Origin of the sequence: Streptomyces sp. NPDC086777 (assembly GCF_040702065.1) — a bacterium.
In the GTDB taxonomy this organism is placed as follows: Bacteria; Actinomycetota; Actinomycetes; order Streptomycetales; family Streptomycetaceae; genus Streptomyces.
The window spans coordinates 123,637-150,225 of record NZ_JBFBJI010000018.1 but is presented as its reverse complement, the minus strand read 5'-3'; the positions used below and the strand labels follow the sequence as shown (position 1 = coordinate 150,225).

Sequence of the window (26,589 nt, the reverse complement as noted above, 5' to 3'; positions counted from 1 at the left end):
CCGGTGCCGGCTGACAGACTGCTCGACGTGGACACTGAACGCCGAGAACGGGCCGCACGCTTCGTGGAGTTGCACCGGGAGGGCTGCTTCCTGCTCCCCAACGCCTGGGACGCGGGGAGCGCCCGCGTCCTGGAGTCGGCCGGTTTCCCGGCCGTGGCCACCACCAGCGCGGGCATCGCCTTCTCCCTGGGCCGCGCGGACCACGACTACGGCGGCGGCCGGGTCGACCGCGCCACGATGGTGGACCGGATCCGGGAGATCGCCGCGGAGCTGCGCGTCCCGGTCAGCGCCGATCTGGAGGACGGGTTCGGCGAGGCGCCCAGGACCGTGGCCGAGACGATCTCGATGACGCTCGCGGCGGGAGCGGCGGGCGGCAACATCGAGGACTTCACGGGCGACCGCTCCCGGCCGCTGTACGACCCGGAGCTCGCCGCCGACCGGATCCGTGCCGCGCGCGAGGCGGTCGACGCGGCGGGCGAGCCGTTCGTCCTGGTCGGCCGGACCGACGTGCTGCTCACCGGCGGCCCGCTCGACGAGGCGGTGCGGCGGGCCAACGCGTATCTGGCCGCGGGCGCCGACTGCGCGTTCGTGCCGGGCGCGGCCGACGCGGTGACGATCGGCACGCTGGTGCGGGAGATCGACGGCCCGCTGAACGTGGTGATGGGCCTGACCGGCGGCGCGCTGTCCCTGGCCGACCTCCGCGGACTCGGCGTACGCCGGGTCACGGTGGGCGGCAGCATCGCCCGCGCGATGTACGCGCATCTGCTCGCCGCGGCCCGGGAGCTGGCGGAGCGTGGGACCTTCTCCTATGCCGAGGGCCAGATCGCGCAGTCCGACCTGAACGAGCTCTTCCACCGATGACGGTCCGTCAGCGGTGGGCGGGCCGGCGGTGTGCGGCCGCCTCCGGCAGCCAGGAGCGGTAGCGGCGCAGCTGGCGGCGGGCCACCAGTTGCTCGGAGACGAGGGCGCAGGCCGGGCGGGTGGTGAGCCTCGGTTCGGCGCCGCGGGCGATGCGGCGCAGTTGACGGCGGACCAGGGCCATCCCGGCCGCGGAGGCGAGGATCTTGTCCGACCAGGCCACCGGCGGCAGCTGCCCGTCCGCCTCCCGGCCCTGCCGCCAGCGGCCGGGCAGGTCCGGGGTCACCGCCAGCGCGGTGCCGATCCCGACCAGGTCGACGCCGTCGGCCAGCACCCGCTCGGCCGTCTCCCGCCGCGTGATGCCGCCCGTGAGCATGAGCGGGAGCGGGCTGCCGGCGGCCAGGTCCCGTGCCAGGTCCAGGAAGTAGGCCTCGCGGGCCCGGGTGCGGGCGTCGGCCGGGCGGCCCGACATGGCGGGGCTCTCGTAGCTGCCGCCCGAGAGCTCCACCAGGTCCACGCCGAGCGGTTCGAGTAGTGCGATCACCCGGCGGGCGTCGTCGACGCCGAAGCCGCCGCGCTGGAAGTCGGCCGAGTTCAATTTCACCGCGACCGCGAACCCCGGCTCCACCGCGGCCCGTACCGCGCGCACCACGTCCAGCAGCAGTCGCGCCCGGTTCTCCAGCGGGCCGCCCCACCGGTCCGTGCGCCGGTTGACCAGCGGGGACAGGAACTGGGAGAGCAGGTAACCGTGTGCCGCGTGGATCTGCACCCCGTCGAACCCGGCCCGCGCGGCCCGTTCCGCGGTGACCGCGAACCGCCGCACGGTGGCCTCGATCTGCTCCGGTGTCATGGCGCTCGGGCGGCCGAACCGCTTGCTGTGCCGGCCCGCCTCGACGCCGATGTCCGACGGCCCCCACACCACGCCGGGCATCCCGGCCTGGACCTGACGGCCGGGATGGTTGATCTGCATCCACATCGCCGCGCCCCCGGCCCGGCCGGCCTTTGCCCACTCGGCGAACGGCTCCAGCGGAGCGGTCCCGTCGAGGACGACGCCGCCCGGGCCGGTCAGCGCCTCGGCGTGCACCATCACGTTGCCGGTGACCAGCAGTCCGGCGCCGCCGGTGCCCCAGCGCCGGTACAGCGCGAGGAGCCGCTCGTCCGGGACCTGGCCCGGTCCGGCCATCCCCTCCTCCATGGCCGCCTTCGCGATTCGGTTGCGCAGCACCGGTCCGGACCGCAGCCGCAGGGGCTCGAACAGGGGGCTTGTCATCCGGGGTCTCCTCTCCACCGCCGTAGAATGTGCACGGCGCCAACAATGTGTACGGCGCTCACATTAGGCACGCGATGTCAGCGCCGTAAACATTTCTGAGGGTGACCCATGCCACCACCGAGCGACTCGTACCATCATGGCGACCTGCGGGCCGCGTGCCTGCGGGCGGCCCGGGAACTGCTGGAGGAGGACGGCAGCGGGGCGCTGTCGCTGCGGGCGGTGGCCCGGCGGGCCGGGGTCTCGCCCACGGCCCCCTACCGCCACTACGCGGACCGTGACGCGCTGGTCTCCGCCGTCGCCGCGGAGGGCTACCGCGAACTCGCCAGGAATCTCGCGGCCGCCCGTCCGGCGCCGCCCTCGACCCCCGACGACCTGGTCGACGTCGCCGTGGCCTACGTCCGGTTCGCCCTCGACCACCCCGCGCTCTTCCGGGCGATGTTCGCCGAGCCCTGCGATCCCGGCAGCGCCGAACGCACCGAGGCGGCCGCCGTGCTCTCCGCCTACGTCGACACGCTGGTGCGGAGTGCCTTTCCCGGCGGGGCCGGGGCCCGGGAGGGCCTGACGACCGCGGCGTGGGCACTGGTCCACGGCCTGGCGTTCCTGCACCTCGACGGCAAGCTCGACGCGTCCAGCCCCGAGACGGTCGCCGAGCGGGTCGGTACCGCCGTCCGTGCGATGGTCGGCTCCGGCCAGCCGCGCTGAGCGCTTCACCGGAGGTGCCGCGAGGCGGCGTCAGCCGGGTGCCGCGCCGTCGTGGCCGGTCGCGCGGTGCCCCGCGCCCTTTCGGAGCGCTGCCGCGACGAGGAACACCCAGATCTCGCTGACCGTGGGGAACGGGGCGATCGCGTGCCGGAGGCGTTTCAGGGGGACCTCGCCGGCGACCGCGACGGTGGCCGCGTGCAGCATTTCGCTGACCCCGGACCCGACCATCGTCACCCCGAGCAGAACGCCCCGGTCGGCGTCGACGACCAGCCGGGCGTGGCCGGTGTAGCCGTCGGCGTAGAGGTTGGCGCCCTGGGCGGCGTTCAGGTCGAGGTCGACCGTCTCGACGCGGTGCCCGGCGGCGGCCGCTCGCTCGGCGGTCAGGCCCACCGCGCCCGCCTCCGGGTCGGTGAAGAAGACCTGGGCCACGGCGTGCCGGTCGGCGGTCGTGGCGTGGTCGCCCCAGTCCCCGTCGTCCAGCGGCAGGCCCGCGGCGCGGGCGCCGATGGCGTCACCGGCCGTCCGCCCCTGGTACTTGCCCTGGTGGGTGAGGAGCGCGCGGTGGTTGACGTCCCCGAGGCCGTACAGCCACGCCCCCTCGACCCCGTCGACCAGGCAGGTGGTGTCCGCCTCCAGCCAGGAGCCGGGGGCCAGGCCCACGGTCTCCAGGCCGATGTCGTCGGTGTTGGGCGTGCGTCCGGTGGCGAACAGGACCTCGTCGGCCTCCAGTTCGCTGCCGTCGTCGAGCGTGAGCGTCACCGGCCCCGCCGGGTCCGGGCGGCGCAGCGCGGTCACCTGGACGCCGGTCCGCACGTCCGCGCCGGCCTCGGCCAGCCCCTGGGCGACCAGTTCCCCGGCGAAGGCCTCCATGCGGGGCAGCAGCCGCCGCCGGACGAGCAGCGTGACCCGCGATCCGAGCCCCTGCCACAGCGTCGCCATCTCCACGCCGACCCCGCCGCCGCCGACCACGACCAGCCGTCCCGGCACCGTGCTGGAGTCGGTGCCGTGCCGGTTCGTCCACGGCCGGGCCTCCTCGATCCCCGGGATGTCCGGCAGCGCGGGCCGGCTGCCGGTGGCGAGGGCCACCGCGTGCCGGGCGACGAGGGTCTGCCGGGCGCCGTCGTCCCGCTCGACGGTGACCCGGCGCGGTCCGTCGAGCCGGCCCTGGCCGCGGAACAGGTCGGCCCCGATGGACTTGACCCACTGCGCCTGCCCGCTGTCGTCCCAGCCGGTGACGTAACGGTCGCGGCGGGCGAAGACCGCGGCGTCGTCGAGTCGTCCGGTGACGGCCTGCCGGGCGCCGTCCACGCGGCGCGCCTCGGCTACGGCGAGGACCGGCCGCAGCAGCGCCTTGCTCGGGACGCAGGCCCAGTAGGAGCACTCGCCGCCGACGAGTTCCCGCTCCACGACGGCCACGGAGAGCCCGGCGGCCCTGGCCCGGTCGGCGACGTTCTGCCCGACCGGTCCCGCGCCCAGGACGATCACGTCGTACGTGCGGTTCTCCCCGGACGCGTCCGGTGCCGCGCTCGTGTCCGCGTCCGGTTCCGCGTGCGGTTCTGCGTTCGGTTCGCTCATTGCTGCCTCACCTGACGATCGGTGCCGGTCCGCACCGTTCCGGGCCGCCGGGGCCCCGAGCCGTACGGGTCATGTAACCGCGGGACGTGTCCAGTTGGTCGCGCCACGGCCATTCGGGCGGCGAAGGGCCGCCATAAGCGCCGCCTCTGGAGGGGGGCGCTTATGGCGGGCATCGGATCCGCTGATGGGGAGAACGGAATCCCGGGGACGCCGCAGCCGCTGTGGACTCCCGTCGCCTCACGGACGAGACGGCGGGACGATGGATTCGCCCCACTTTCCACACTTTAAGGACACCTCATGAGTTCTGCTGACCTGACCGGACGCGTGGCCCTGCTGACCGGTGCGACCAGCGGCATCGGCGCGGCGACCGCGACGCTGCTCGCCGAGCGCGGTGCGCACGTCCTGGTCGCGGGGCGCGACGCGGACCGCGGCGAGCGGGTGGTCGGCGCCGTCCGGGAACGCGGCGGCAAGGCGGACTTCCTCGCGGCCGACCTGCGGGACGCCGACTCGGTGCGGCGCCTGGCCCGCGAGGCCACCGCACTGGGCGGCGGCCGCGTCGACATCCTCGTCAACAACGCCGGCATCTTCCCGTTCGGGCCGACGGCACAGACGCCCGCCGACCAGGTGGACGCCGTCTACGACCTGAACGTGAAGGCGCCGTTCTACCTGGTGGGCGAACTCGCCCCGGGCATGGCCGAGCGCGGGCAGGGCGCCATCGTCAACATCAGCACCATGGTCGCCGAGTACGGAGTGGCCGGGATGGCGCTGTACGCGTCGAGCAAGGCCGCGATCAACCTGCTGACCAAGTCCTGGGCCGCCGAGTTCGGCGCGCAGGGGGTGCGGGTCAACGCCGTGGAGCCCGGCCCCACCCGTACCGAAGGCACGGCCGTCATGGGCGACGCCCTGGACGCCCTGGCCGCCCAGGCCCCCGTCGGCCGGCCCGGTGAGGCGCGCGAGATCGCCGAGGCGATCGCCTACCTGGTCAGCGACGCGGCGAGCTTCGTCCAGGGTGCGATCCTGCCGGTCGACGGCGGCCGTACCGCCGTCTGACGGACCCCGTGGGCGTGGGCCCCCGCTACTCCCGCACCGACCGGTCCAGGGCGGCGACGAACCGGCCCAGGTCCCGGCGGCGGGAGTCGGCCGGCCACACCACCCAGGTGCGCCGCACCAGCGGCGTGCCGGCCAGCGGTGACCACGTCACGTGGTCGGGGAGCGGCTGCTGCCAGCCCGGCGGGGCCAGTGCGAAGGCCTGCCCGGAGGCGACCGCGGCCAGTTTCACGTCGGCGATCAGCGCCTGGCCCTCCGGGGCCTCGGGGCCGAGATCCAGGCCGTGGCCGCGCAGGACCGCCGTCAGCTCGTCGTACCAGGCGGGACTGCCGGCGCGCGGGAACCCGACCCACCGCAGGGTCCCCAGCGCGTCGAGCGGGATGCCGTCGGGTCCGGCGAGCTCGGCGGCCTGCGCGGCGGCGACCAGCACGCCGAGCTTCTCCCGGGCGACGAGCAGCGCGTCGAACTCCGGCCCGTGCGGCCGTTCCCGCAGCAAGCCGAGGTCGAGCTCACCGGCCCGCAACGCGGCCAGCTGCTCCGCCGTGGACAGGTGCCGGGCCTGCACCCGGGTCTCCGGATACGCCTCGGCGAGCTCGGCCAGCGCCGGGTCGAGCAGCCCGGACGGCAGCTCCAGGGGGATCCCGATACGCAGCGCCCCGCCGCCCGGACCGGCGAACCCGGCCATCACCCGCACCGCCTGGTCGTGCCGGGCGAGCACCGCCCGCGCCTCGCCCAGCAGCGCGGCCCCGGCCTCGGTGGCCTTCGCCCCGCTGCTCCCGCGCATCAGCAGCCGCACCCCCAGCTGCCGCTCCAGCCCGCTGATCGTCTGGGACAGCGCGGGCTGGCTCACATGCAGCCGCCGGGCAGCGGCCGACAGCCCGCCCTCCTCCACCACCGCGACGAACGCCCGCAACTCCCGCAACTCCATGCCGACATGCCATCACGCCCGCGGACCTGAGTCACGCCGGGCGCGGCCGGCACCGCGAGCGGCCCCTCTCCTGCGGCGGCAACCCACATCTGTGACGTTCCGCGGCAGGCAGAGAGCAGCGGACTCCTCGGGCGGTGCCGTGTACGACGGTGAACAACCGAGGAGGAGACGAGTCGGGGACCGCCGCCATGGGCGGCCTGTGCGACACCGGCACCGGAGTCGCCCGGGAGCCCCCGCCGGGGGCCCGGGGCGGCGCGTCTACGATGAGGCGCATGGCGTCTGCGGTCGGACACGAACAGGACGAGCCCGCGCGGACCGCCACCGTGACGCCTGCCGGCGGTGCGCATGACCTCGATCCCGTCTCGGCGTCCTGGGTGCGGGACCTGTCCTCGGCCGGCACGGTCTACGAGGCGGCCTGCGCCCGGCTGCACGGCGATCTGCTGCGGATCGCCAAGCGTGAACTGGCCCGACGGCGTTCCCGGTTCGGCTTCGACGGTCCCGAGGCCGACGACCTCGCCCACCAGGCCGCCGCGGACGCCCTCCTCGCCATCACCCGGAAGATCGGTGACTTCCGCGGGGAGAGCCGCTTCACCACCTGGGCGTACCGGTTCGTCGTCCTGGAGGTGTCGGCGAAGACCGGCCGTCACTTCTGGAGCACGCGGCGGGTCGAACTCGACGGCGAGGACTGGGACCGGCTGCCCGACCGGCTCGGGGCCGGCCCCGCGGAGTCGTCCGAGGCGCGCGCCCTGGCCGCCGCCGTGCGCACGGCGGCGGCCGAGGTGCTGACCGACCACCAGCGCAGGGTCTTCGTGGCGCTGGTCCTGGACGCCGTGCCGCTGGACGCCCTGGCCCTGGAACTGGGGAGCAGCCGGAACGCCGTCTACAAGACGATGTTCGACGCCCGGCGCAGACTGCGCGACCACCTCGTGGCCCACGGCTACCTGGACGTGATCCCCGGGAGGCGGTCATGACGAACCCGGACCGGCTCTCCGCACGGGCGGCGCTGGAGCGGTTCCTGACCACGGACCCGGAGGACGTGGGGTGCGCGGAGGCCCTGCGCCTGCTGCACGTGTACGCGGACCTGAAGGCCTCCGGGGACGATCCCGGGCGGCGCTGGCCGGGGGTCGCCGCGCACCTGCGCGCCTGCGGCCCGTGCGACGAGGACTACGAGGGCCTGCTCGCCGCCGTCCTGGAGACCTGACCGGCTCCTGGGGCAGCGGCGAGCGGCAGGCCGTCAGGAGGCGGCGATGCCCTCGCCGCCGACCGCGCCGGGGACGACGACCGAACCCAGCCGGGTCAGGGAGCCGTCGTGGTCGACGCGGAACTCGTCGACGCCGCCCTCCTTGCCGGTCTGCGCGTACAGGAAGCGGCCGTCCGAGGAGACGTCGGCGTCCACCGTCCCGGCCCCGGTCGCGGTGGTGCCGACCGTGGTGAGCGCCCCGTCCGCGCCGACCCGCAGGCCGGACAGGGTGCCGCTGCCCGCGTTGGAGGCGTAGACGTGCGCGCCGTCGCGGACGATCCAGCAGGTCGCCGCCTGGCCGGTCGCCACCTCGGAGACCTTGGTCAGCCGCAGGTCAGCGCCGACCCGGAAGGTGGCGACCGAGTTGGTGCCCGCCTCGGTCACCACCAGCCGCCCGCGGGCGTCGAAGGTGAAGCCGAAGGGCACCGCGCCGGGGGTCGAGGTGACCACGGGCCGGGCGGCGATGCCGGACCGGCCCACCGGGAACACGGCTATGGTGTCGGCGCCGGCCTTCGTGGTCACCACCAGCGCACGGCCGTCCGGCGTGAACGCGAGCTGTCCCGGCGTGTGGGTGAACTGGGGCGTGGCGGCCGGGTCCAGGCCGAGGGAGCGGTGCCAGTCGGGCACCTTCACGAGCGAGCCGTGCTCGGCGCGGAAGCCCTGGACGGAGCCGCCGCCGAGCGCGTTGAGCACGTACACCAGGTCGCCGTGGACGGCCACGCCGACCGGGAAGTCGCCTCCCGACGGGACGACCTGACGGCGCACCAGCCGGTCGCCGCGGACCGCGAACACCGTGACCGTGTCGCTGCCGGCGTTCACGGCGTAGAGCAGGCCGTGCGCCCTGTCGTACGTCAGCGACCCCTGCGAGGCGAGGTGGTCGACCGCCGACCCGTCGAGGACACCGCCCAGCCCACCGGTCCCGTACACGCCGCTCGGGTGCAGCGTTCCGTCCGCGCTGCGGCCGTAGGCCACCACGGCGTTGCCGTTCACCCCGTCCGTCTGGACGAACACGGCACCGTGGGCAGCGCCGGAGTATGCCGACGCCGGCCCGGTGCTCAGCGCGAGGGACGCGGCGGCGGCCACGACCACGGCGACCGACGCGGCGGCCTTCGACTTCTTACCCATCGTCATTTCCCTTGTGCTCCTGTCGACACGGCGGCAACGTCCGCCGGTGATGACGCGGGACCAGGTCCGGTCCCACACCGGATCTGCGTCGCCGGCGGCGCGGTCCTTTCCTCGCCGGCCGGTCACGAAAGATCTCCGTAAGAACTCGGCGTGCCCGGGAGCCGCCGACATCGGTGGAGGCCCAGTAAGGTAAACCTAAGTCGGTGGTGCTGTCGTTGTTGAGGGCGGACGGAGGCTCGATGACGGAGGTCGCAGGCGCACCGCGCAGGCCGGCGCTGACGCTTGGCCGGGTGCGGTTGGGGGCGGGCGGACCGCTGGTCGGGGTGCGGGTGGCGGACGGCAGGGTCACCCATGTGGTCCCGGACCCGGGGACCGTGGCGCCCGCCGGTCCAGTCGCGGGCGAGCGGGTCCTCGACCTGGACGGGCGCGTCCTGCTGCCCGGCCTGTGGGACGCCCATGTCCACCTCGCCGAGTGGGCGAGCGCGCGCCGCCGGCTCGACCTCGCCGGTACCGCCTCCGCGCGGGAGGTGGCCGACCGGGTGCGCGCGCACGGCCGTACGGCGCCCGGCGCGACAACCGTCCTGTTCGGGTACGGCTTCCGGGACGGCCTCTGGCCCGACGCCCCGGACCGGCGGCTCCTCGACGCGGTCCTGCCGGACCGGCCGGTCGCCCTGGTCAGCGCCGACCTGCACGCCGTGTGGCTGAACTCCGCCTGCCTGGCGCTGGTCGGCCGCGGTGACCACCCGACCGGGCTGATCCGGGAGGCGGAGGGTCACGAGGTCCTCTCGGCCCTGCCCGAGGTGCCGGCCGACACGCTGGACGACTGGATCGCCGACGCCTGCCGGGCCGCCGCCGCCCGCGGGGTCACCGGGGTCATCGACTTCCAGTACGGGGACACCGTGGGCGCCTGGGAACGGCGCTCGGCACAGGCCCCGCCCGCCGTACGGGTGTCCGCCGCCGTCTACCCGGGCCACCTGGACGCGGCCGTGGCCCGCGGGCTGCGCACCGGGTCCGGGATCGGCGAGCCGGGCGGCCCGGTGCGGGTCGGCCCGCTCAAGCTGTTCACCGACGGCTCCCTCAACACCCGTACCGCGCTGTGCTGCGACCCCTACCCCGGTCTCGAGAACACGGACGGCGCGCACGGCATCGAGCAGACGGCACCGGACGAGCTGGTCCGGCTCATGCGCCGGGCCGCCGCCCACGGCATCGAACCGGCGGTGCACGCCATCGGCGACCGGGCCAACACCCTCGCCCTGGACGCCTTCGAGGCGGTGCGCTGCCGCGGCCGGATCGAGCACGCGCAGCTGCTCAGCCCCGAGGACCTCCCGCGCTTCGCCGAGTTGGGGGTCACGGCGGGGGTGCAGCCGCGGCACGCGACGGACGACCGGGACGTGGCGGACCGGTACTGGGCCGGACGCACCTCACGCGCCTTCGCCTATGCCGACCTGCTGGCCGCCGGGGCACGGCTGGAGTTCGGCTCCGACGCCCCCGTCTCGCCGCTGGACCCCTGGCTCGCCGTCGCGTCGGCCGTCACCCGGACCGACGACGACCGCCCCGCCTGGCACCCGGAGCAGCGCCTGCCGGTGCGGGACGCGCTGGCCGCGGCGGCCCGCGGACGCCGGCTCATCAGGGTCGGGGACCCCGCGGACCTGGTGGTCGTGGACGTGGATCCGCTGACGGCGGATCCGGACACGCTGCGCGCGATGCCGGTGCACGCCACGATGACGGCCGGGCGCTGGACCCACGGGCCGTACTGACACCGCCCGCTCTCCGGGGAGCCGGGCGGACCCCGTGGCCCGGACGGGACCGTACCGTCCCGGCCACGGGAGTGCGGGGGCGGCTAAATGCCGTCCCGTCAGTCCCCGCCCCGGGATCGGGAGTCGGCCCGCCGGGGCCAGGCAGCCCCTGCGCGGCGGGCGATCGGCCGGTCAGGTCCGGGTCAGGCCCGGAGCGGGTCCGACGAAGCCCGCTGCGGTCGAAGGGGGCCCCGAAGAGGTGCGGGGAGCTGCGCGACCGGCCACGACGCTGCCGCATCCGACCGACGGCGTTCCCTCCGGTCGCCCGGGCGGAGGGCCGTCGGAGGCGAGAGCAGCCGTCGCCGTGACTCCGGGAGGGAGTCGTGCCCGAACCGGACGTCCCACCAGCCGTCCCGCCAGGTGAGGAGGACCGTGCCCAGGGGCGGCACGGAGAGGTGCCAGAACGATCTCGCCGGCATGCCCAGGGCTTGGACGAGCGCGGCCCGGACGACCGCCGCCTCGGTGATCGCCACCGTGTGCCCCGTGCCGGACGCCATGCTGCCCAGCCAGTCCGCCGCCCGGCGGCACAGCCCGCGTACGGACTCCCCGCCGTGGGGTGCGGCATCCGGATCCGTGAGCCAGGCGCTGAACCCGTCGGGGTCGGCCGCGGCGATCTCACCGACCGAGCGGCCGCGCCAGCCGCCCACGTCGAGATCGCGCAGCATGGGTTCGGGTGCCGCCACCAGGCCGACGGCGGCGGCGGTCTGCGAACAACGGACCGTGGGCGTCCGGACCGCCCGCCCACGGAGGGAGAGCACTGCTCTCGCGGCGCCTGCCAGGCGCAGGTCGCGCTCGTCCAGGGGGGCGTCACCGAGGAGCGGGACCTTGGCGGCGTCGCCGCCGGGCGCGCACAGAAGCGTCAGGTGGATCGACATGGGACCGGCCTCCTTCTTGGCCCGACACGGCTTCGGACGGTGCGAGGCGGTGCCTCACGTACTCCAGAGTCGGTGCAGGCCCCCCGGCCGGACCATCCGCCAGGTGGCCGGAACCACCCCGCCGACTGGCCGGCCCGCCCACCGCCCGGCCGCACCGGCACCGGTCACCGGTTGCGTTCGACGGGCAGTTCGAGGCGGAGCTCGTAGCCCCCCTGGGCGGTGGGGCCGGACGTGACCGTGCCGCCGAGCAGCTCCGCGCGCTGGGCCAGGCCGACCAGGCCGTTCTGGGCGCTCGGCAGGGCGACGGCGGGCCGGGTGGGGGCGGTGTTGGCGACGGTGGCGCACAGGACGCCGTCCCGGTGCCCGACGCGGACGGTCGCCGCGGCGCCGGGGGCGTGCTTGCGGACGTTGGTCAGCGCTTCCTGGACGGTGCGGTAGACGGCGCGCTGCACGGTGGGCGGAAGCTCCTCCGGCAGGTCGGTCTCCAGCTTCGCCTCGATGCCGCTGGCCTCGACCAGGTGGTCCAGGTCGGCGAGCGAGGGCTGCGGGGTGAGCTCCGTCGGCCTGCTGCCGGAGGCCCGCAGCACCCCGACCATGTGCCGCAGCTCCTCCAGGGTCTGCACGCTCAGGCGGCGGATCGTGGCCGCGGCCTGTCTCGTCTCGGCGTCCCGGCCGCTCACCTGGAGCGCCCCGGCCTGGACGGCGATGAGGCTGACCTGGTGGGAGACCACGTCGTGCATCTCCCGGGCCAGCTGGGCGCGCTCCTTCGCCAGCACGCTCTGGGCGGTCAGCAGCCGCTCCTGCTCACGGGCCTCGGAGATGTCGGCGAGCCGCAGCGACAGCTCGCGCCGGGCCTGGACGAGCTGGCCGAGGAAGACGGGAGCGGCCGCGGTGGCCAGTGTGTAGCTGAGGTGGAACAGGTTGTTCGTCTGGGACAGCTCGGTGGCGTCCAGGGACGACCATGGCCAGGGCAGGTAGTCGATGATCGCGTAGGCCAGCGCGCAGCCGCCCAGCAGGGACCGGTGGCGGTTGAGGGAGGAGAGCGTGTACAGCGCGGCCATGGGGGCGAACACCGCGTCGGTGACCAGGGCGGTGGGGAGGGTGAGCACGAAGGTCGTCAGGGGCAGCCGGTGCCGCAGCATCAGGGCGACGGCGCCGAGCAGCGCGCAGAAGGCCGTCGGCCGGTCCTCGAATCCGACGTGTGCCCAGCCGTCCGCCAGCGCGATCACGACGAAGCCGATCTCGAGGAGCAGGGCCGACGGCTGCCGGGCCCTCACCGGACGCCCTCGTCCTGCGAGGTGGTGAGCAGGCCCGCGCGCTCGGCGATGAGGGCGGCCTGGACACGGCTGCCCACCCGCAGTTTGCCGAGCACGTTGGTGACGTGGCCCTTGATGGTGCCGGTGCTCAGGTGCAGCCGTTCGCCGATCTCGGTGTTGGCGAGACCTTCGGCCATGAGGACGAGCACCGCACGTTCCCGCTCGGTGAGCCGGGCGGTGAGCCGGACCGCGGCGGGCTCGCGCACGCTGTTGTCGAGGTAGCCGCCCACCACCAGGCGGGTGACCCTGGACGACAGCACGGTCCCGCCCTCGGCCAGGGTGCGCACCAGATGCGGCAGCTGCTCGGGGTCGGTGTCCTTGAGCAGGAACCCGGCGGCGCCCGAGCGCAGCGCGGTCGCCACGTATTCGTCGGTGTCGAACGTGGTGAGCATGGCGACCACCGGGGCCTCGGGCATGCGGCGGAGGTCAGCCAGGATCGTGAGCCCGTCCACGTCCGGCATCCGGATGTCGAGCAGGACGACGTCGGGCCGCAGCTCCCGCACCGTGTGCAGGGCCTGGCCACCCGCCACCGCCGCGACGACCTCGATGTCGTCCGCCGTATCGAGGATGTGCGTGAAACCCGTGCGGATCAGGGCTTCGTCATCGACCACCAGTACCCGGATCACGTGCGCTCCGCTCGTCGCATGCCCGCTCGATGCGTACCCCGTGGGCGCCTTCCGCCCGGCGGCCGGCCCGGAGAACCCGCCGGTTGGCCGTGCGGCCTCAGCCGGTCGGCGGGGCGCCCGCCGGTCGGCGGTGCGCGCGCCACCCGGCGAACCGTGTCGCCGGCCCGCCCGTGGCGCAGCCGGGACCTGCGCATCCGCCTGACTACGCTGAGCGACGGGAGACCACACAGGACAGATCGGGAGACCATGGCCCTCGACCTAGACATCGACCGCATCCGCGAGGTCGTCGACGAAGGCGTCCGCGACAAGGTCTACCCCGGCGCCGTCTGGGCCGTCGGTGACCGCTCGAACATGGCCATCGGCATGCCGGGCGTCCTCGATCCCGACCGGCCCGACGAACCGATGCGGCACGACACCGTCTTCGACGTCGGCGCCCTCACGGAGGTCCTCGCGGTGTGGCCGGTCATCGGGTCCCTCGTCGAGGACGGCACGCTGGGGCTCGACGAGAAACTGGACGGCTTCTGGTCCCAGGCCTACGGCCATCCCCTGGGCCGGGCGACCATCCGCCACCTGCTCACCCACACCGCCGGCGTTCCGCTCCGCGCCGAGCAGCCCCGGGACATCCGCGACGGCGTCCTCCACGAAGCGGTACACCGTCCGCCGGGGGAGGCGGTGGAGTACACCGACCGTGACGCCGTCGTCCTCGGTCAGCTCGCCGAGGACCTCTGCGGCCGGAGCCTCGACGTCCTCGCGGCCACCCGCGTCTGGCAGCCCCTCGGCATGACACGCACCTGCTACGGCCCCCTGCCCGGCGAAACGGCCGCCCGCTGTGCGCCGACCGAACTCGACGACGCCACCGGCTCCCGCCTGCGAGGCACCGCACACGACTCACCGGCGCACCTGCCGGGCGGAGTCCGCGGCAGCTCCGGGGTGTTCTCCGTCCTCCCCGACCTGGCCGCCTTCCTCCGTCACCTGCTCCAGCCGGGACACGGCGGCGCACGACCGGGCTTCGGCCCCGCCTGGGTCCAGGAGTCGCTGCGCATCCGGACCGGCGACCTCACACCCCCCGGCGGCCTGTTCTGGCACCCGGCCCCGGAGACCGACGGCATCTGGACGCCCCACGGCTCCCCGGGAGCGGGCGTGTGGCTCTCTCCACAGCAGGGCCGCTGGGCGGTGCTGCTGACCAACGAGCTCTACTACACCAGGGACCCCGCCCCCATCGGCCACATCCGCGACGCCTTCCGCTCCCGCGCCTTCGCCTGACGGCGCCGCCCTCGCCGGAAGGGCCGGGGCGGCGGTCTCCGGGGACCGCCTACCCTTGACCCATGACCAGCAGCAGCGACCGGAGCCCGGTAGTGGACGTTCAGGCACCCAGGACCTACGAAGTGCGCACTTACGGGTGCCAGATGAACGTCCACGACTCCGAGCGATTGTCCGGGCTGCTGGAGGACGCCGGGTACGTGCGCGCTCCCGAGGGGGCGGACGGGGACGCCGACGTGGTCGTGTTCAACACCTGCGCAGTCCGGGAGAACGCCGACAACCGGCTCTACGGCAACCTCGGCCGGCTCGCGCCGAGGAAGGCGTCCCGTCCCGGCATGCAGATCGCGGTCGGCGGCTGCCTGGCGCAGAAGGACCGCGACACCATCGTGAAGAAGGCGCCCTGGGTCGACGTCGTCTTCGGTACGCACAACATCGGCAAGCTGCCGGTCCTGCTGGAGCGCGCCCGCGTCCAGGAAGAGGCCCAGGTGGAGATCGCGGAGTCGCTGGAGGCGTTCCCCTCCACCCTGCCGACCCGCCGCGAGAGCGCCTACGCGGCCTGGGTGTCGATCTCCGTCGGCTGCAACAACACCTGCACCTTCTGCATCGTCCCGGCCCTGCGCGGCAAGGAGAAGGACCGCCGCACCGGCGACATCCTCGCCGAGATCGAGGCCCTGGTCGCCGAGGGCGTCTCCGAGATCACCCTGCTCGGCCAGAACGTCAACGCCTACGGCTCCGACATCGGCGACCGCGAGGCCTTCAGCAAGCTGCTGCGGGCCTGCGGGAGCATCGAGGGCCTGGAGCGGGTCCGGTTCACCTCCCCGCACCCCCGTGACTTCACCGACGACGTGATCGCGGCCATGGCCGAGACCCCGAACGTGATGCCGCAGCTGCACATGCCGCTCCAGTCCGGGTCGGACACCGTCCTGAAGGCGATGCGCCGCTCGTACCGGCAGGAGCGTTACCTCGGGATCATCGAGAAGGTGCGGGCGGCGATCCCGCACGCGGCGATCACCACCGACATCATCGTGGGCTTCCCCGGCGAGACCGAGGCGGACTTCGAGCAGACGATGGACGTCGTACGCGAGGCACGCTTCACGCAGGCCTTCACCTTCCAGTACTCCAAGCGGCCCGGCACCCCCGCCGCGACCATGGACAACCAGATCCCCAAGGAGGTCGTCCAGGCGCGCTACGAGCGACTCGTCGCCCTCCAGGAGGAGATCTCCTGGGACGAGAACAAGAAGCAGGTCGGCCGCACGCTCGACCTGATGGTCGCGGAGGGCGAGGGCCGCAAGGACGGTGCCACCCACCGCCTCTCCGGCCGCGCCCCCGACAACCGCCTGGTCCACTTCACCAAGCCCGACCAGGACGTCCGCCCCGGCGACGTCGTCACGGTCGAGATCACCTACGCTGCCCCGCACCACCTCCTCGCCGAGGGCCCGGTGCTCGGCGTACGGCGCACCCGTGCCGGCGACGCCTGGGAGAAGCGGAACGCGGCCGAGGCGGCCAAGCCGGCGGGCGTCCTGCTGGGCCTGCCGAAGGTCGGCGCCCCGGAGCCGCTGCCGGTGGCGACCGGAGGCTGCGCGGCGCACTGAAACCCGTCATACTCCTCGCGTCGATCAGGAGCCGGGGGGGAGCATGGCGCGCTGGGTGGTTGTCGTGCAGTTCGGGAACGGGGAGCACTACAGGGTCGAGGAGGTCACCCGCTTCGAGAGCACCCCGGAACAGGCCCGGGCCACCCTGTACGAGGTCGCCTGCACCCACCGGCCGCGTGCGGGCCTGCGCCAGCAACGCCGTGAGGTGTTCCGGGTGGGGGACGGGGACGCGTACTACGTGCACATCGACGGCTGGATGTCCACGCACCGCGTCTTCTACCGGCTGGCGGAACTGGCGTGGAGCAGCGGTCCCGCGCCCGTGTACCAGCAGTAGGCTGCCGATCATGCTTGTCGCAGCCGCAGTCTGTCCCTGTCCGCCCGTCCTCGTCCCCGAGGTTGCCGCGGGAGCCGCGCCCGAGCTGGACGCGGCGCGTGCCGCCTGTGCCGACGCGCTCGGGGTGCTCGCCGCCGCCCGGCCCGACCTGCTCGTGGTGGTGGGGCCCGCCGAGCAGCCGGGGCGGGGCACGTTCCCGCAGGGCAGCAGGGGCACCTTCCGGGGCTTCGGCGCCGAGGTCGACGTACGGCTGGGCGACGGACCGGACGTGGCGGGCGGGCGCGAGCTGCCGCCCTCGCTCACCGTCGGCGCCTGGCTGCTGGAGCGCACCGGGTGGGCCGACGCCCCCATCGAGGGGCTCGGCGTCGGCGAGCCGCTGGAGGCCGAACGCTGTGTCCGGGCCGGCCGGGAGATCGCCGGCCGGGCCGCACGGGTGGCGATGCTGGTCATGGGCGACGCCAGCGCCTGCCGCACCCTCAAGGCGCCCGGCTACCTCGACGAGCGGGCGGCCCCGTTCGACGCCGAGGCCGCCCGGGCGCTCGGCGCGGCCGACGTCGAGGCGCTCAAGGCCCTCGACGCCGACCTGGCGTACCAGCTCAAGGCCGCCGGCCGGGCCCCCTGGCAGGTCCTGGCCGGCGCGGCCGAGGACACGGACCTCGCCGGGGCGCTCCTCTACGACGACGCACCGTACGGTGTCTGCTACCTGGTGGCGACCTGGTCCTGAACGCGCGGAACGCCTGCCGGAACGGCGGACGGCCGGGAGTCAGGTGACTCTCGGCCGTCCGCCGATCTGCTCCGGGACCCGCCCGGCTCAGGAAGCCTGCGGCGGCCCCTCCGGCCGGGTCGGCGCGGTGGGGTCGGGCGTCGTGCCGCCCTCGGCCCCCGGGTGTACGAACCGGTCCATGGCGCCCTTGGCCCTGCCGGTACCCGTCTGGATCTTGTCGCTGTACTTGCCCTTGGTCTTCTCGTCGACGACCCGCGCGGCCTTGTCGATGCCGTGCTGGAGCTTGTCGACCTTGTCCTCGTGCTGCTGCGCGAAGTGAGAGGCCGCGTCCTTGGCCGGGGCGAGCTTGGCCTTCAAATTGTCCAAGAGACCCATGGTTACCTTCCCTATGGCTTCCCCTCGCGGGCCGCTATGTCCGGGCGCCCTCGCCGGCCTCGTTGTCGGCGGCCTCCTTGGCGGACTGCTGCTTGGGGATCTCGGTGTTGTCGGCGGCGGCCACGGCGCGCTCCGGCTCCGTCCTCGCCTCCGCGCCCGGGCCGTCGTCCTCGCCGGCACCCTTCGGCGCAGCCTCGGCTCCGGCCGCCGCCTCGTCCGTGGCGTCCTCCGGCCCGGGCCCCTCGGGCTCGGCACCGGCCGACGCCTCGACCTCCGGCTCTTCCGGCGTCCTCGGCTCTTCCGACGCCTTCTGCTTCTTCCCAAAGAACCGTGCAAAAACGCCCATACCCACTCCATACGTTACTCGTGCGAGCGAAATCCCGCGTGACCCCGGTGCGTCCGATTGCGCCGGACCGGTCGCGGCCTCTCGGCGGCGCTGGCGGGAGCCTCGCAACGGGCAACGAAGCCGGACACGCTCCGTCACGTAACTCGTTCGAGACCCGCCTCCGAGGTTTGCGAGACTGGTGCCGTGAGCAGCGCACCCCTCGCCCCCCGTGTCATCGCCGTCGTCGGCCCCACCGCGGCCGGAAAGTCCGACCTCGGCGTCTTCCTGGCCCAGCGACTCGGCGGCGAGGTCGTCAACGCCGACTCCATGCAGCTGTACCGGGGGATGGACATCGGCACCGCCAAGCTGACGCCCGGGGAGCGCGCCGGCGTCCCGCACCACCTGCTCGACATCTGGGACGTGACCGTCACCGCCTCCGTCGCCGAGTACCAGCGGCTCGCCCGCGCCCGCATCGACGCCCTGCTCGCCGAGGGCCGCTGGCCGATCCTGGTCGGCGGCAGCGGGCTGTACGTCCGCGGCGCCGTCGACAACCTGGAGTTCCCCGGCACCGACCCCGAGGTGCGGGCCCGTCTGGAGGACGAGCTCGCCCTGCGCGGCTCCGGCGCCCTGCACGCCCGGCTGTCCGCCGCCGACCCCGACGCGGGCCGCGCGATCCTGCCCAGCAACGGCCGCCGGATCGTCCGCGCACTGGAGGTGATCGAGATCACCGGACGCCCCTTCACCGCCAACCTGCCCGGCCACGACTCGGTCTACGACACCGTCCAGATCGGCGTCGACGTGGCCCGCCCCGAACTCGACGAGCGGATCGCGCTGCGCGTCGACCGGATGTGGGAGGCCGGACTCGTGGCCGAGGTGCGCGCACTGGAGGCGCACGGGCTGCGCGAGGGACGCACGGCGTCGCGCGCCCTCGGCTACCAGCAGGTCCTGGCGGCGCTCGCCGGCGAGTGCACCGAAGCGGAAGCCCGGGCGGAGACCGTCCGTGCCACCAAGCGCTTCGCGCGCCGCCAGGATTCATGGTTCAGGCGCGACCCGCGGGTGCACTGGTTGAGTGGGGCCGCGGCGGACCGCGAAGAACTTCCGCGGCAGGCCCTGGCGTTGGTCGAGCGACCGGTCACAGCCTGATCACGTCATGGCATCGGGATGCGCCACCGGTCATCGGGGCCTGCGCCGCCGTGCCATCATCGAGCTTCGATCGCAAGTGGAGTCCTAGGTTGGGAGGGCGCGTGGCGATGGAGGCCGGCCCTCGCGACACCGCACACGACACCGAGCACGTCGCCGTCGAGGCCCTGGAACCGGGTGCCGACGACGAGGGCGAGGGGCGACTCTCGCCGGACGGTCCGGACGACACCGTGGGCGGCGTCACCGCCGACGGTCCCGAGCCGGAGGAGATGTTCGCGAGCGGCCCCGAGGTCGAGGTCGAGCTCCGCCCGCAGCGCCGCCTGCGCCTGTGGCAGCTGGCCCCCATCGTCGGCCTGGCAGCGGTCGGCTCCCTGATGTTCGCCTTCCCGCTGGCCTTCGACTTCGGCGACAGCGGTGCGGTGATCGCCATGCTGGGCCTGCTGATCTGCTCCTGCGCGGCCGGCTGGGGAATGATGGCCGCGAGGAAGGTCGGTTACACGTGGCCCGGCCTCCCGGCCCGGGGTTCGGGCCGTCGGCCCGACTGGCGCGTGGTCATCGGCTACGTGATCCTGGTGGCGATCGTGGTCGTCCTGGCGGTGTGGCGCGTGGCGCGCCTGCGCTGACGTACGCCTTCAGCCGACGTACACCTTCACCGGAGACGTCCCGTACCGGAGCGCCCCGCAAGGGGCGCTGGGGGTACCCCCGGCCGAAGGCTGGGGGAGGACCTGCGCGAGAGGCCCCCGTCGGCCCGCAGCCACAGCACCACGCACCCCTCCCTTACCCTCGAAGAATGAGCATCCCCTTCCTCAAGGGCCACGGCACCGAGAACGACTTCGTGATCGTCCCGGACCCCGACAACGCCCTGGACCTCACCCCGGCCGCCGTGGCCGCCCTCTGCGACCGCCGCGCCGGCATCGGCGCCGACGGCGTGCTGCACGTCGTGCGGTCCGCCGCGCACCCCGAGGCCAAGGGGATGGCCGCCGACGCCGAGTGGTTCATGGACTACCGCAACGGCGACGGCTCGATCGCCGAGATGTGCGGCAACGGCGTCCGCGTCTTCGCCCGCTACCTCCAGCACGCCGGCCACGTCACGGAGGGCGACCTCACCGTCGCCACCCGCGGTGGCGTCAAGACCGTGCACATCGCGAAGACCGCCTCCGACAGCGGCTCCGCCGCGGGCGACATCACCGTCGGCATGGGCAGCGCCCGCCTCCCCGAGGGCGACGTGACCGTGAGCGTCGGCGACCGCACCTGGCCCGCGCGGAACGTGAACATGGGCAACCCGCACGCCGTCGCCTTCGTCGCGGACCTCGCCGACGCCGGCGACCTCCACACCCCGCCCCCCTTCAGCCCCCTGTCGGCCTACCCCGAAGGGGTCAACGTCGAGTTCGTCGCCGACCGCGGCCCCCGCCACGTCGCGATGCGCGTGCACGAGCGCGGCTCCGGCGAGACCCGCTCCTGCGGCACCGGCGCCTGCGCCGTCGCGGTGGCCGCCGCCCGCCGCGACGGCGCCGACCCCTCGGTCACCGGCACCCCGGCGACGTACACCGTGGACGTGCCCGGCGGACGGCTCGTCATCACCGAGCGGCCCGACGGCGAGATCGAGATGACCGGCCCCGCAGTGATTGTCGCCACGGGCGAGATCGACACCGAGTGGCTGGAAAACGCCGTCCGCTGAGCCGACCGCACGCCGGGAACCGAGGTCAGGACCGTCCTCCAACACCTGGATCCACGGCCCGCGTTGCCACTCCTGGCGAGAAACGTCGGCCACCCCCCGAACAGGTGGCGCAAAATCGTAAACCTCGAAATCGTCGCTCGATTGGGTGATCCGTTTCACGCTCGGCGGGAGCCGGTCAATCGGGCGCGATGGGCTCGATAGCATCAAGCACCGGCACGGACGGGGGAACGTCGCCAATCCCTGAGCCTCGTATGCCCTGGGGGCCCCGTCCACCGGTCCACGAGCCGGAGGTGCCCATGAGTGCGGAGGCCACGAACCCTGCGACGCCCGGTCCCGCAGCGCCCGCGGCGGCGGTCCGCAGGAAGGCCCGCCCCCGGATCGACCTGCGCCGGCTCGGCCGGGCCGCGCTGCTCGGCAACGCCGCCCGCGGCAGACTCCCCGACGCCATCGGGCACGTCGCCGAGGCGCACCGGGCCCACTACCCCGACGCCGACCTCGAACCCCTGCGCCGGGCCTACGTCCTGGCCGAGTCCTCGCACCGCGGCCAGATGCGCAAGAGCGGCGAGCCGTACATCACCCACCCCCTCGCGGTCACCCTCATCCTCGCCGAACTCGGTGCCGAGACCACGACCCTGACGGCCTCTCTGCTCCACGACACCGTCGAGGACACCGACGTGACGCTCGACCAGGTGCGGGAACAGTTCGGCGAGGAGGTCCGCTACCTGGTCGACGGGGTGACGAAGCTCGAGAAGGTCGACTACGGGGCCGCCGCCGAACCCGAGACCTTCCGGAAGATGCTCGTCGCCACCGGCAGCGACGTGCGGGTGATGTCCATCAAGCTCGCCGACCGGCTGCACAACATGCGCACCCTCGGCGTGATGCGCCGCGAGAAACAGGAGCGCATCGCCAAGGTCACCCGGGACGTCCTCATCCCGCTGGCCGAACGGCTCGGCGTGCAGGCGCTCAAGACCGAGCTGGAGGACCTGGTCTTCGCCATCCTGCACCCCGAGGAGTACGAGCACACCCGGGAGCTGATCGCCGAGAACGCGGCGCGCGCCGACGACCCCCTCGCGGGCATCGCCGAGGAGGTGCGCGGGGTCCTGCGCGAGGCCGACATCCCGGCCGAAGTCCTCATCCGGCCCCGGCACTTCGTCTCCGTCCACCGCGTCAGCCGCAAACGCGGCGAGCTGCGCGGCGCCGACTTCGGCCGGCTCCTGGTGCTGGTCAACGAGGACGCGGACTGTTACGCCGTCCTCGGCGAACTGCACACCTGCCTGACCCCGGTGGTCTCGGAGTTCAAGGACTTCATCGCGGTACCGAAGTTCAACCTGTACCAGTCGCTCCACACCGCGGTCGCCCGCACCGACGGACAGGTCGCCGAAGTCCTCATCCGCACCCACCAGATGCACAAGGTCGCCGAGGCCGGCGTGGTCGCCCTCGGCAACCCGTACGCCCCGGCCGCCGACGCGTCCCCCGCCGCCGACGTGGCCGGGACCGCGGGCGGGGCCGCCCTGGCCGACGGCGAGCGCGCCGACCCCACCCGCCCCGGCTGGCTCTCCCGCCTCCTCGACTGGCAGAAGGCCGCTCCGGACACCGACACCTTCTGGTCCACCCTGCGCGAGGACCTCGCCCAGGACCGCGAGATCACCGTCTTCCGCCCCGACGGCGGCACCCTCGGCCTCCCCGAGGGCGCCACCTGCGTCGACGCCGCCTACGCCCAGTACGGCGAGGACGCCCACGCCTGCATCGGCGCCCGCGTCAACGGCCGCCTCGCGACCCTCAGCACCGTCCTCAAGGACGGCGACACCGTCCAGCTCCTGATGGGCCAGGACCCGGCCTCCGAGCCGTCCCGGGAGTGGCTGGAGCACGCCCACACCCCGGCGGCCCGGATCGCCATCCAGCGCTGGCTCGCAGCCCACCCGGACAGCGCGGAGGAGCCACCGGCGCCCGCCCCCAGCCGCCCGGTACCCGACTTCCCCGCCTCCGGCACCGTCCCCAGGACCGCCACCGCGGTGGTCGCCGACCGCCCGGACGCGACCGTACGGCTCGCCGGCTGCTGCACCCCCGTACCGCCCGACGAGGTCACCGGCTTCGCCGTGCGCGGGGGAGTGGTCACCGTGCACCGCGTGGAGTGCGCCTCGGTGGCACACATGAAGGGCACCGGGCGCCCCGAGACCGCCGTGAGCTGGGGCGACAGCACCGGCTGCCGGGTCACCCTGGTCGCCGAATCGTTCGGCCGGCCGCACCTGCTCGCCGACCTCACCGAGGCGATGGCCCAGGAGGGCGCCGAGATCGTCTCGGCGACCGTGGAACCTCCCAGCCAGCAGCGCGTCCGCCACACGTACACCGTGGAGCTTCCCGACGCCGCCCACCTGCCCGCCCTGATGCGCGCGATGCGCAATGTGCCCGGTGTGTACGACGTCGGCCGAGCGCAACACCAGTGACCAACTCGTTCGGGTGGATCGGACGCGAGTCGGCGGCGTGAGCACGGGGTGTGCTGGTAGCGGTGGTCCATGCCGCTCACCCTCCGCACCCGCGCGTCACGGCGTGCCACCCGACCGCTCCGGCACCGGCGGGCCGCCGCCCTCCTCGCCTCCGCCGTCTCCGTCGCCCTCCTCGGCGCGAGCGCCCCGCCGACCCCGCTCGGCGTCGGCGACCGGCTCTTCCCCTACCTGGGGAACCCGGGCTACGACGTGGCGTCGTACGACCTCTCCTTCACCTATCCGGGCAGCAACGACAAACCGCTGCAGGCCGTGACCACCATCGACGCCTGGACCACCACCGACCTGGACCGCCTCAACCTCGACTTCGCGCACGGCAAGGTCGAGTCCGTCGAGGTCGACGGCCGGCCCGCCGCCTTCGCCGGCGCCGGAGAGGACCTGGTCGTCACGCCGGACACTCCGCTGCGCCGGGGCGACTGGACGCGGATCACGGTGAAGCACACCAGCGACCCGGTCTCCGCCAAGGGCCAGGACGGCGGCTGGGTGCGCACCACCGACGGGCTCGCCATGGCCAACCAGGCCGACGCCGCCCACCTGGTCTTCCCGTGCAACGACCACCCGTCCGACAAGGCGATGTTCACCTTCCACGTGACCGCCCCGAACGGCTACACCGTCGTCGCCAACGGCCTGCCGACCGGCACCGTCCGGACCGGCGGCCGGACCACCTGGACCTACCGCACCCAGCACCCCATGGCCACCGAGCTGGCCCAGGTCTCCATCGGCCGCTCCGCCGTGCTGCACCGCGCCGGACCGCACGGACTGCCCGTCCGGGACGTCGTCCCCAGCGCCGACGCGAAGAAGCTCGAACCCTGGCTGGCCAAGACCCCGGACCAGATCGCCTGGCTGGAGAGCAAGGTCGGCACGTACCCGTTCGAGACGTATGGCGTGCTCATGGCCCAGGCGTCCACCGGCTTCGAGCTGGAGACCCAGACCCTCTCCCTCTTCGAGAAGAACCTGTTCACCGAGCCCGTCTACCCCAAGTGGTACGTCGAATCGGTCATGGTGCACGAGCTGTCCCACCAGTGGTTCGGCGACAGCGTCAGCCCGCGCGTCTGGTCCGACGTGTGGCTGAACGAGGGCCACGCCACCTGGTACGAGGAGCTGTACGCGGAGGAGAAGGGCCACCAGCCCATGATCAACCGCATGAAGCTCGCCTACGGCGCCTCCGACCGCTGGCGCACCGCCGACGGACCGCCCGGCCTGCCCAAGGCCCCCGCCCCCGGCCAGAAGATCAGCATCTTCCGCCCCAACATCTACGACGGCGCCGCCCTCGCCCTCTACGCCCTGCGCCAGGAGATCGGCAAGCCCGCCTTCGAACGCCTGGAGCGGATCTGGGTCCAGCGGCACAGGGACGCCACCGCCACCACCGCCGACTTCGTCCGCCTCGCCTCCGCGGTCGCGGGCCGCGACCTCACCGGCTTCTTCGACGCCTGGCTGTACGGCCGGAAGACCCCGCCGATGCCCGGCCACCCGGACTGGAAGCAGGTCCCGGCCCCGAAGAAGCAGACCAAGAAGTGACGGCGGGGCGGCCCCCGGATGCGGGGCCGCCCCCGGAATAACACGGTGCCGTGACCGGGCGTACCGTGCGACCATCATGGGGCCGGCACGGGCCGGCACGGGCCGGCACCGCCGGCAGGTCGGCACGGTACGGGTCGCGGGGAATCTCCCGGGGTACTCGTACGTTGAGAAGTCGAAGGCCGGCTTCGGCACTCCCATCGACGTAAGGACCCAATGACCTCCTCTTCTTCCCCTTCCCAGGACACCAGGCGCCTCGCGCAGGACTACCCCGACGGTCTTCGGGCCGATGCCCTGATGGAAGAGGACGTCGCCTGGAGCCACGAGATCGACGGAGACCGGGACGGCGACCAGTTCGACCGCTCCGAGCGCGCGGCCCTGCGCCGCGTCGTGGGCCTCTCCACCGAGCTCGAGGACGTCACCGAGGTCGAGTACCGACAGCTCCGCCTGGAGCGAGTCGTACTGGTCGGGGTCTGGACCTCGGGCACCGTGCAGGACGCGGACAACTCCCTCGCGGAGCTGGCCGCCCTCGCCGAGACCGCGGGCGCGCTCGTCCTCGACGGCGTCATCCAGCGCCGCGACAAGCCCGACGCGGCCACCTACATCGGCTCCGGCAAGGCCCTGGAGCTGCGCGACATCGTCGTCGAGACCGGCGCCGACACCGTCATCTGCGACGGTGAGCTCAGCCCCGGCCAGCTGATCCAGCTCGAGGACGTCGTCAAGGTCAAGGTCATCGACCGGACCGCCCTGATCCTGGACATCTTCGCCCAGCACGCCAAGTCCCGCGAGGGCAAGGCGCAGGTCTCGCTCGCGCAGATGCAGTACATGCTGCCGAGGCTGCGAGGCTGGGGTCAGTCGCTGTCCCGTCAGATGGGCGGCGGCAAGGGCGGCGGCCTCGCCACCCGTGGTCCCGGTGAGACCAAGATCGAGACGGACCGGCGGCGGATCCGCGAGAAGATGGCGAAGATGCGCCGGGAGATCGCGGAGATGAAGACCGGCCGCGAGATCAAGCGCCAGGAGCGCCGCCGCAACAAGGTGCCGTCCGTCGCCATCGCGGGCTACACCAACGCCGGCAAGTCCTCCCTGCTCAACCGCCTCACCGGCGCCGGCGTCCTGGTCGAGAACGCCCTGTTCGCGACCCTGGACCCGACCGTCCGCCGCGCGGAGACGCCCAGTGGCCGTCTCTACACCCTGGCGGACACCGTCGGCTTCGTCCGCCACCTGCCCCACCACCTGGTCGAGGCGTTCCGCTCCACCATGGAGGAGGTCGGCGACTCCGACCTGATCCTGCACGTGGTGGACGGCGCACACCCGACCCCGGAGGAGCAGCTGGCCGCCGTGCGCGAAGTGATCAGGGAGGTCGGCGCCACCGACGTACCCGAGATCGTCGTGATCAACAAGGCCGACGCGGCCGACCCGCTGGTCCTCCAGCGCCTGCTGCGCAACGAGAAGCGCTCGATCGCGGTCTCGGCCCGCACCGGCCTGGGCATCGACGAACTCCTGGCCCTCATCGACGACGAGCTGCCCCGCCCGGCGGTCGAGATCGAGGCCCTGGTCCCGTACACCCACGGCAAGCTGGTCGCGCGCGCCCACGACGAGGGCGAGGTCCTCTCGGAGGAACACACCGCGGAGGGCACCCTCCTCAAGGTCCGCGTCCACGAGGAACTGGCGGCGGAACTCACCCCGTACGTCCCGGCTCCGGCTGCGTGACAGCGTAAGCAAATGGGCCGCCCCTTTTTTCAGGGGCGGCCCATTTGCCTACCTGGGGGCGCGGGGAACTGCGCGAT

25 protein-coding genes are annotated in these 26,589 nt (G+C 73.8%); 16 read left to right on the top strand and 9 right to left on the bottom strand.

What is annotated here, in order from left to right:
* Nucleotides 1-27 precede the first annotated feature (27 nt).
* Complete coding sequence (locus AB0472_RS25200; protein ID WP_366359195.1) at nucleotides 28-861, top strand: isocitrate lyase/phosphoenolpyruvate mutase family protein; 834 nt, start codon at nucleotides 28-30, stop codon at nucleotides 859-861.
* A gap of 7 nt (nucleotides 862-868) precedes the next feature.
* Here the strand turns inward: AB0472_RS25200 and AB0472_RS25195 are convergent, their stop codons facing one another.
* Complete coding sequence (locus tag AB0472_RS25195) at nucleotides 869-2,128, bottom strand: NADH:flavin oxidoreductase/NADH oxidase family protein (RefSeq protein ID WP_366359194.1); 1,260 nt, start codon at nucleotides 2,126-2,128, stop codon at nucleotides 869-871.
* 108 nt (nucleotides 2,129-2,236) lie between these two features.
* Between AB0472_RS25195 and AB0472_RS25190 the strand changes: the two genes are divergently transcribed.
* On the top strand, nucleotides 2,237-2,830 hold the full coding sequence (locus tag AB0472_RS25190; RefSeq protein ID WP_366359192.1) for a TetR/AcrR family transcriptional regulator: 594 nt from the start codon (nucleotides 2,237-2,239) through the stop codon (nucleotides 2,828-2,830).
* Between the two features lie 30 nt (nucleotides 2,831-2,860).
* Here the strand turns inward: AB0472_RS25190 and AB0472_RS25185 are convergent, their stop codons facing one another.
* On the bottom strand, nucleotides 2,861-4,405 hold the full coding sequence (locus AB0472_RS25185; protein WP_366359190.1) for an NAD(P)/FAD-dependent oxidoreductase: 1,545 nt from the start codon (nucleotides 4,403-4,405) through the stop codon (nucleotides 2,861-2,863).
* 297 nt (nucleotides 4,406-4,702) lie between these two features.
* Here AB0472_RS25185 and AB0472_RS25180 point away from each other — a divergent pair, with 297 nt between their 5' ends.
* Nucleotides 4,703-5,455, top strand: coding sequence for an SDR family oxidoreductase (locus AB0472_RS25180; protein WP_366359188.1), 753 nt, complete (start codon nucleotides 4,703-4,705; stop codon nucleotides 5,453-5,455).
* Nucleotides 5,456-5,480: 25 nt separating this feature from the next.
* Here AB0472_RS25180 and AB0472_RS25175 read toward each other — a convergent pair whose 3' ends face one another.
* On the bottom strand, nucleotides 5,481-6,380 hold the full coding sequence (locus AB0472_RS25175; RefSeq protein WP_366359186.1) for a LysR family transcriptional regulator: 900 nt from the start codon (nucleotides 6,378-6,380) through the stop codon (nucleotides 5,481-5,483).
* Between the two features lie 272 nt (nucleotides 6,381-6,652).
* Between AB0472_RS25175 and AB0472_RS25170 the strand changes: the two genes are divergently transcribed.
* Together AB0472_RS25170 and AB0472_RS25165 are read left to right on the top strand one after the other, a co-directional pair.
* Nucleotides 6,653-7,351 carry a sigma-70 family RNA polymerase sigma factor gene (locus AB0472_RS25170; RefSeq protein ID WP_366359184.1) on the top strand — a complete coding sequence of 233 codons (699 nt, stop codon included), beginning with the start codon at nucleotides 6,653-6,655 and terminating at the stop codon, nucleotides 7,349-7,351.
* Nucleotides 7,348-7,581 (top strand): hypothetical protein, encoded by a 234-nt coding sequence (locus AB0472_RS25165; RefSeq protein WP_366359182.1) that lies wholly within the window; start codon nucleotides 7,348-7,350, stop codon nucleotides 7,579-7,581. Before AB0472_RS25170 ends, AB0472_RS25165 begins: the two co-directional genes overlap by 4 nt.
* Nucleotides 7,582-7,614: 33 nt before the next feature.
* On the opposite strand, the gene AB0472_RS25160 is transcribed toward AB0472_RS25165, so the two are convergent.
* The gene (locus tag AB0472_RS25160; protein WP_366359180.1) at nucleotides 7,615-8,751 is read right to left on the bottom strand and encodes a beta-propeller fold lactonase family protein; all 1,137 of its coding nucleotides are present in this window, start codon (nucleotides 8,749-8,751) and stop codon (nucleotides 7,615-7,617) included.
* Nucleotides 8,752-8,984: 233 nt separating this feature from the next.
* Here AB0472_RS25160 and AB0472_RS25155 point away from each other — a divergent pair, with 233 nt between their 5' ends.
* Nucleotides 8,985-10,502 carry an amidohydrolase gene (locus tag AB0472_RS25155; RefSeq protein ID WP_366359179.1) on the top strand — a complete coding sequence of 506 codons (1,518 nt, stop codon included), beginning with the start codon at nucleotides 8,985-8,987 and terminating at the stop codon, nucleotides 10,500-10,502.
* A gap of 182 nt (nucleotides 10,503-10,684) precedes the next feature.
* Here AB0472_RS25155 and AB0472_RS25150 read toward each other — a convergent pair whose 3' ends face one another.
* The 3 genes from AB0472_RS25150 to AB0472_RS25140 form a co-directional block, all read right to left on the bottom strand.
* Nucleotides 10,685-11,416 carry a histidine phosphatase family protein gene (locus tag AB0472_RS25150; protein ID WP_366359177.1) on the bottom strand — a complete coding sequence of 244 codons (732 nt, stop codon included), beginning with the start codon at nucleotides 11,414-11,416 and terminating at the stop codon, nucleotides 10,685-10,687.
* Nucleotides 11,417-11,580: 164 nt separating this feature from the next.
* Nucleotides 11,581-12,693, bottom strand: a complete 1,113-nt coding sequence (locus AB0472_RS25145) for a histidine kinase (protein ID WP_366359175.1) — start codon at nucleotides 12,691-12,693, stop codon at nucleotides 11,581-11,583.
* A complete protein-coding gene (locus AB0472_RS25140; protein WP_366359173.1) occupies nucleotides 12,690-13,358 on the bottom strand; it encodes a response regulator transcription factor in 669 nt (222 codons plus the stop codon). Before AB0472_RS25140 ends, AB0472_RS25145 begins: the two co-directional genes overlap by 4 nt.
* A gap of 246 nt (nucleotides 13,359-13,604) precedes the next feature.
* Here AB0472_RS25140 and AB0472_RS25135 point away from each other — a divergent pair, with 246 nt between their 5' ends.
* The 4 genes from AB0472_RS25135 to AB0472_RS25120 all read left to right on the top strand — a co-directional run bounded on the left by AB0472_RS25135 (nucleotide 13,605) and on the right by AB0472_RS25120 (nucleotide 17,268).
* Nucleotides 13,605-14,621, top strand: a complete 1,017-nt coding sequence (locus AB0472_RS25135; RefSeq protein ID WP_366359171.1) for a serine hydrolase domain-containing protein — start codon at nucleotides 13,605-13,607, stop codon at nucleotides 14,619-14,621.
* A gap of 62 nt (nucleotides 14,622-14,683) precedes the next feature.
* Nucleotides 14,684-16,210 (top strand): tRNA (N6-isopentenyl adenosine(37)-C2)-methylthiotransferase MiaB, encoded by a 1,527-nt coding sequence (miaB, locus tag AB0472_RS25130; protein WP_366359169.1) that lies wholly within the window; start codon nucleotides 14,684-14,686, stop codon nucleotides 16,208-16,210.
* 43 nt (nucleotides 16,211-16,253) lie between these two features.
* A complete protein-coding gene (locus AB0472_RS25125; RefSeq protein WP_366359167.1) occupies nucleotides 16,254-16,544 on the top strand; it encodes a hypothetical protein in 291 nt (96 codons plus the stop codon).
* 10 nt (nucleotides 16,545-16,554) lie between these two features.
* Complete coding sequence (locus AB0472_RS25120; RefSeq protein ID WP_366359165.1) at nucleotides 16,555-17,268, top strand: class III extradiol dioxygenase subunit B-like domain-containing protein; 714 nt, start codon at nucleotides 16,555-16,557, stop codon at nucleotides 17,266-17,268.
* Nucleotides 17,269-17,355: 87 nt separating this feature from the next.
* Here the strand turns inward: AB0472_RS25120 and AB0472_RS25115 are convergent, their stop codons facing one another.
* On the bottom strand, nucleotides 17,356-17,643 hold the full coding sequence (locus AB0472_RS25115; protein ID WP_366359163.1) for an antitoxin: 288 nt from the start codon (nucleotides 17,641-17,643) through the stop codon (nucleotides 17,356-17,358).
* Nucleotides 17,644-17,677: 34 nt separating this feature from the next.
* Nucleotides 17,678-17,989, bottom strand: a complete 312-nt coding sequence (locus AB0472_RS25110) for a hypothetical protein (RefSeq protein WP_366359161.1) — start codon at nucleotides 17,987-17,989, stop codon at nucleotides 17,678-17,680.
* Nucleotides 17,990-18,172: 183 nt separating this feature from the next.
* Here AB0472_RS25110 and miaA point away from each other — a divergent pair, with 183 nt between their 5' ends.
* The 6 genes from miaA (at nucleotide 18,173) to hflX (ending at nucleotide 26,512) form a co-directional block, all read left to right on the top strand.
* Nucleotides 18,173-19,111 (top strand): tRNA (adenosine(37)-N6)-dimethylallyltransferase MiaA, encoded by a 939-nt coding sequence (miaA, locus tag AB0472_RS25105; protein WP_366359159.1) that lies wholly within the window; start codon nucleotides 18,173-18,175, stop codon nucleotides 19,109-19,111.
* 107 nt (nucleotides 19,112-19,218) lie between these two features.
* On the top strand, nucleotides 19,219-19,731 hold the full coding sequence (locus AB0472_RS25100) for a hypothetical protein (protein WP_366359269.1): 513 nt from the start codon (nucleotides 19,219-19,221) through the stop codon (nucleotides 19,729-19,731).
* Nucleotides 19,732-19,898: 167 nt separating this feature from the next.
* On the top strand, nucleotides 19,899-20,786 hold the full coding sequence (dapF, locus tag AB0472_RS25095) for a diaminopimelate epimerase (protein ID WP_366359157.1): 888 nt from the start codon (nucleotides 19,899-19,901) through the stop codon (nucleotides 20,784-20,786).
* A gap of 296 nt (nucleotides 20,787-21,082) precedes the next feature.
* Nucleotides 21,083-23,230, top strand: coding sequence for an HD domain-containing protein (locus tag AB0472_RS25090; protein ID WP_366359155.1), 2,148 nt, complete (start codon nucleotides 21,083-21,085; stop codon nucleotides 23,228-23,230).
* A 69-nt stretch (nucleotides 23,231-23,299) separates the two neighbouring features.
* Nucleotides 23,300-24,805: a M1 family metallopeptidase gene (locus tag AB0472_RS25085; RefSeq protein ID WP_366359154.1), complete on the top strand. Its 1,506-nt coding sequence runs from the start codon at nucleotides 23,300-23,302 to the stop codon at nucleotides 24,803-24,805.
* A 213-nt stretch (nucleotides 24,806-25,018) separates the two neighbouring features.
* Entirely contained in the window at nucleotides 25,019-26,512 is a 1,494-nt protein-coding gene (hflX, locus tag AB0472_RS25080) for a GTPase HflX (protein ID WP_366359152.1), read from the top strand.
* The last annotated feature ends 77 nt before the right edge of the window (nucleotides 26,513-26,589 follow it).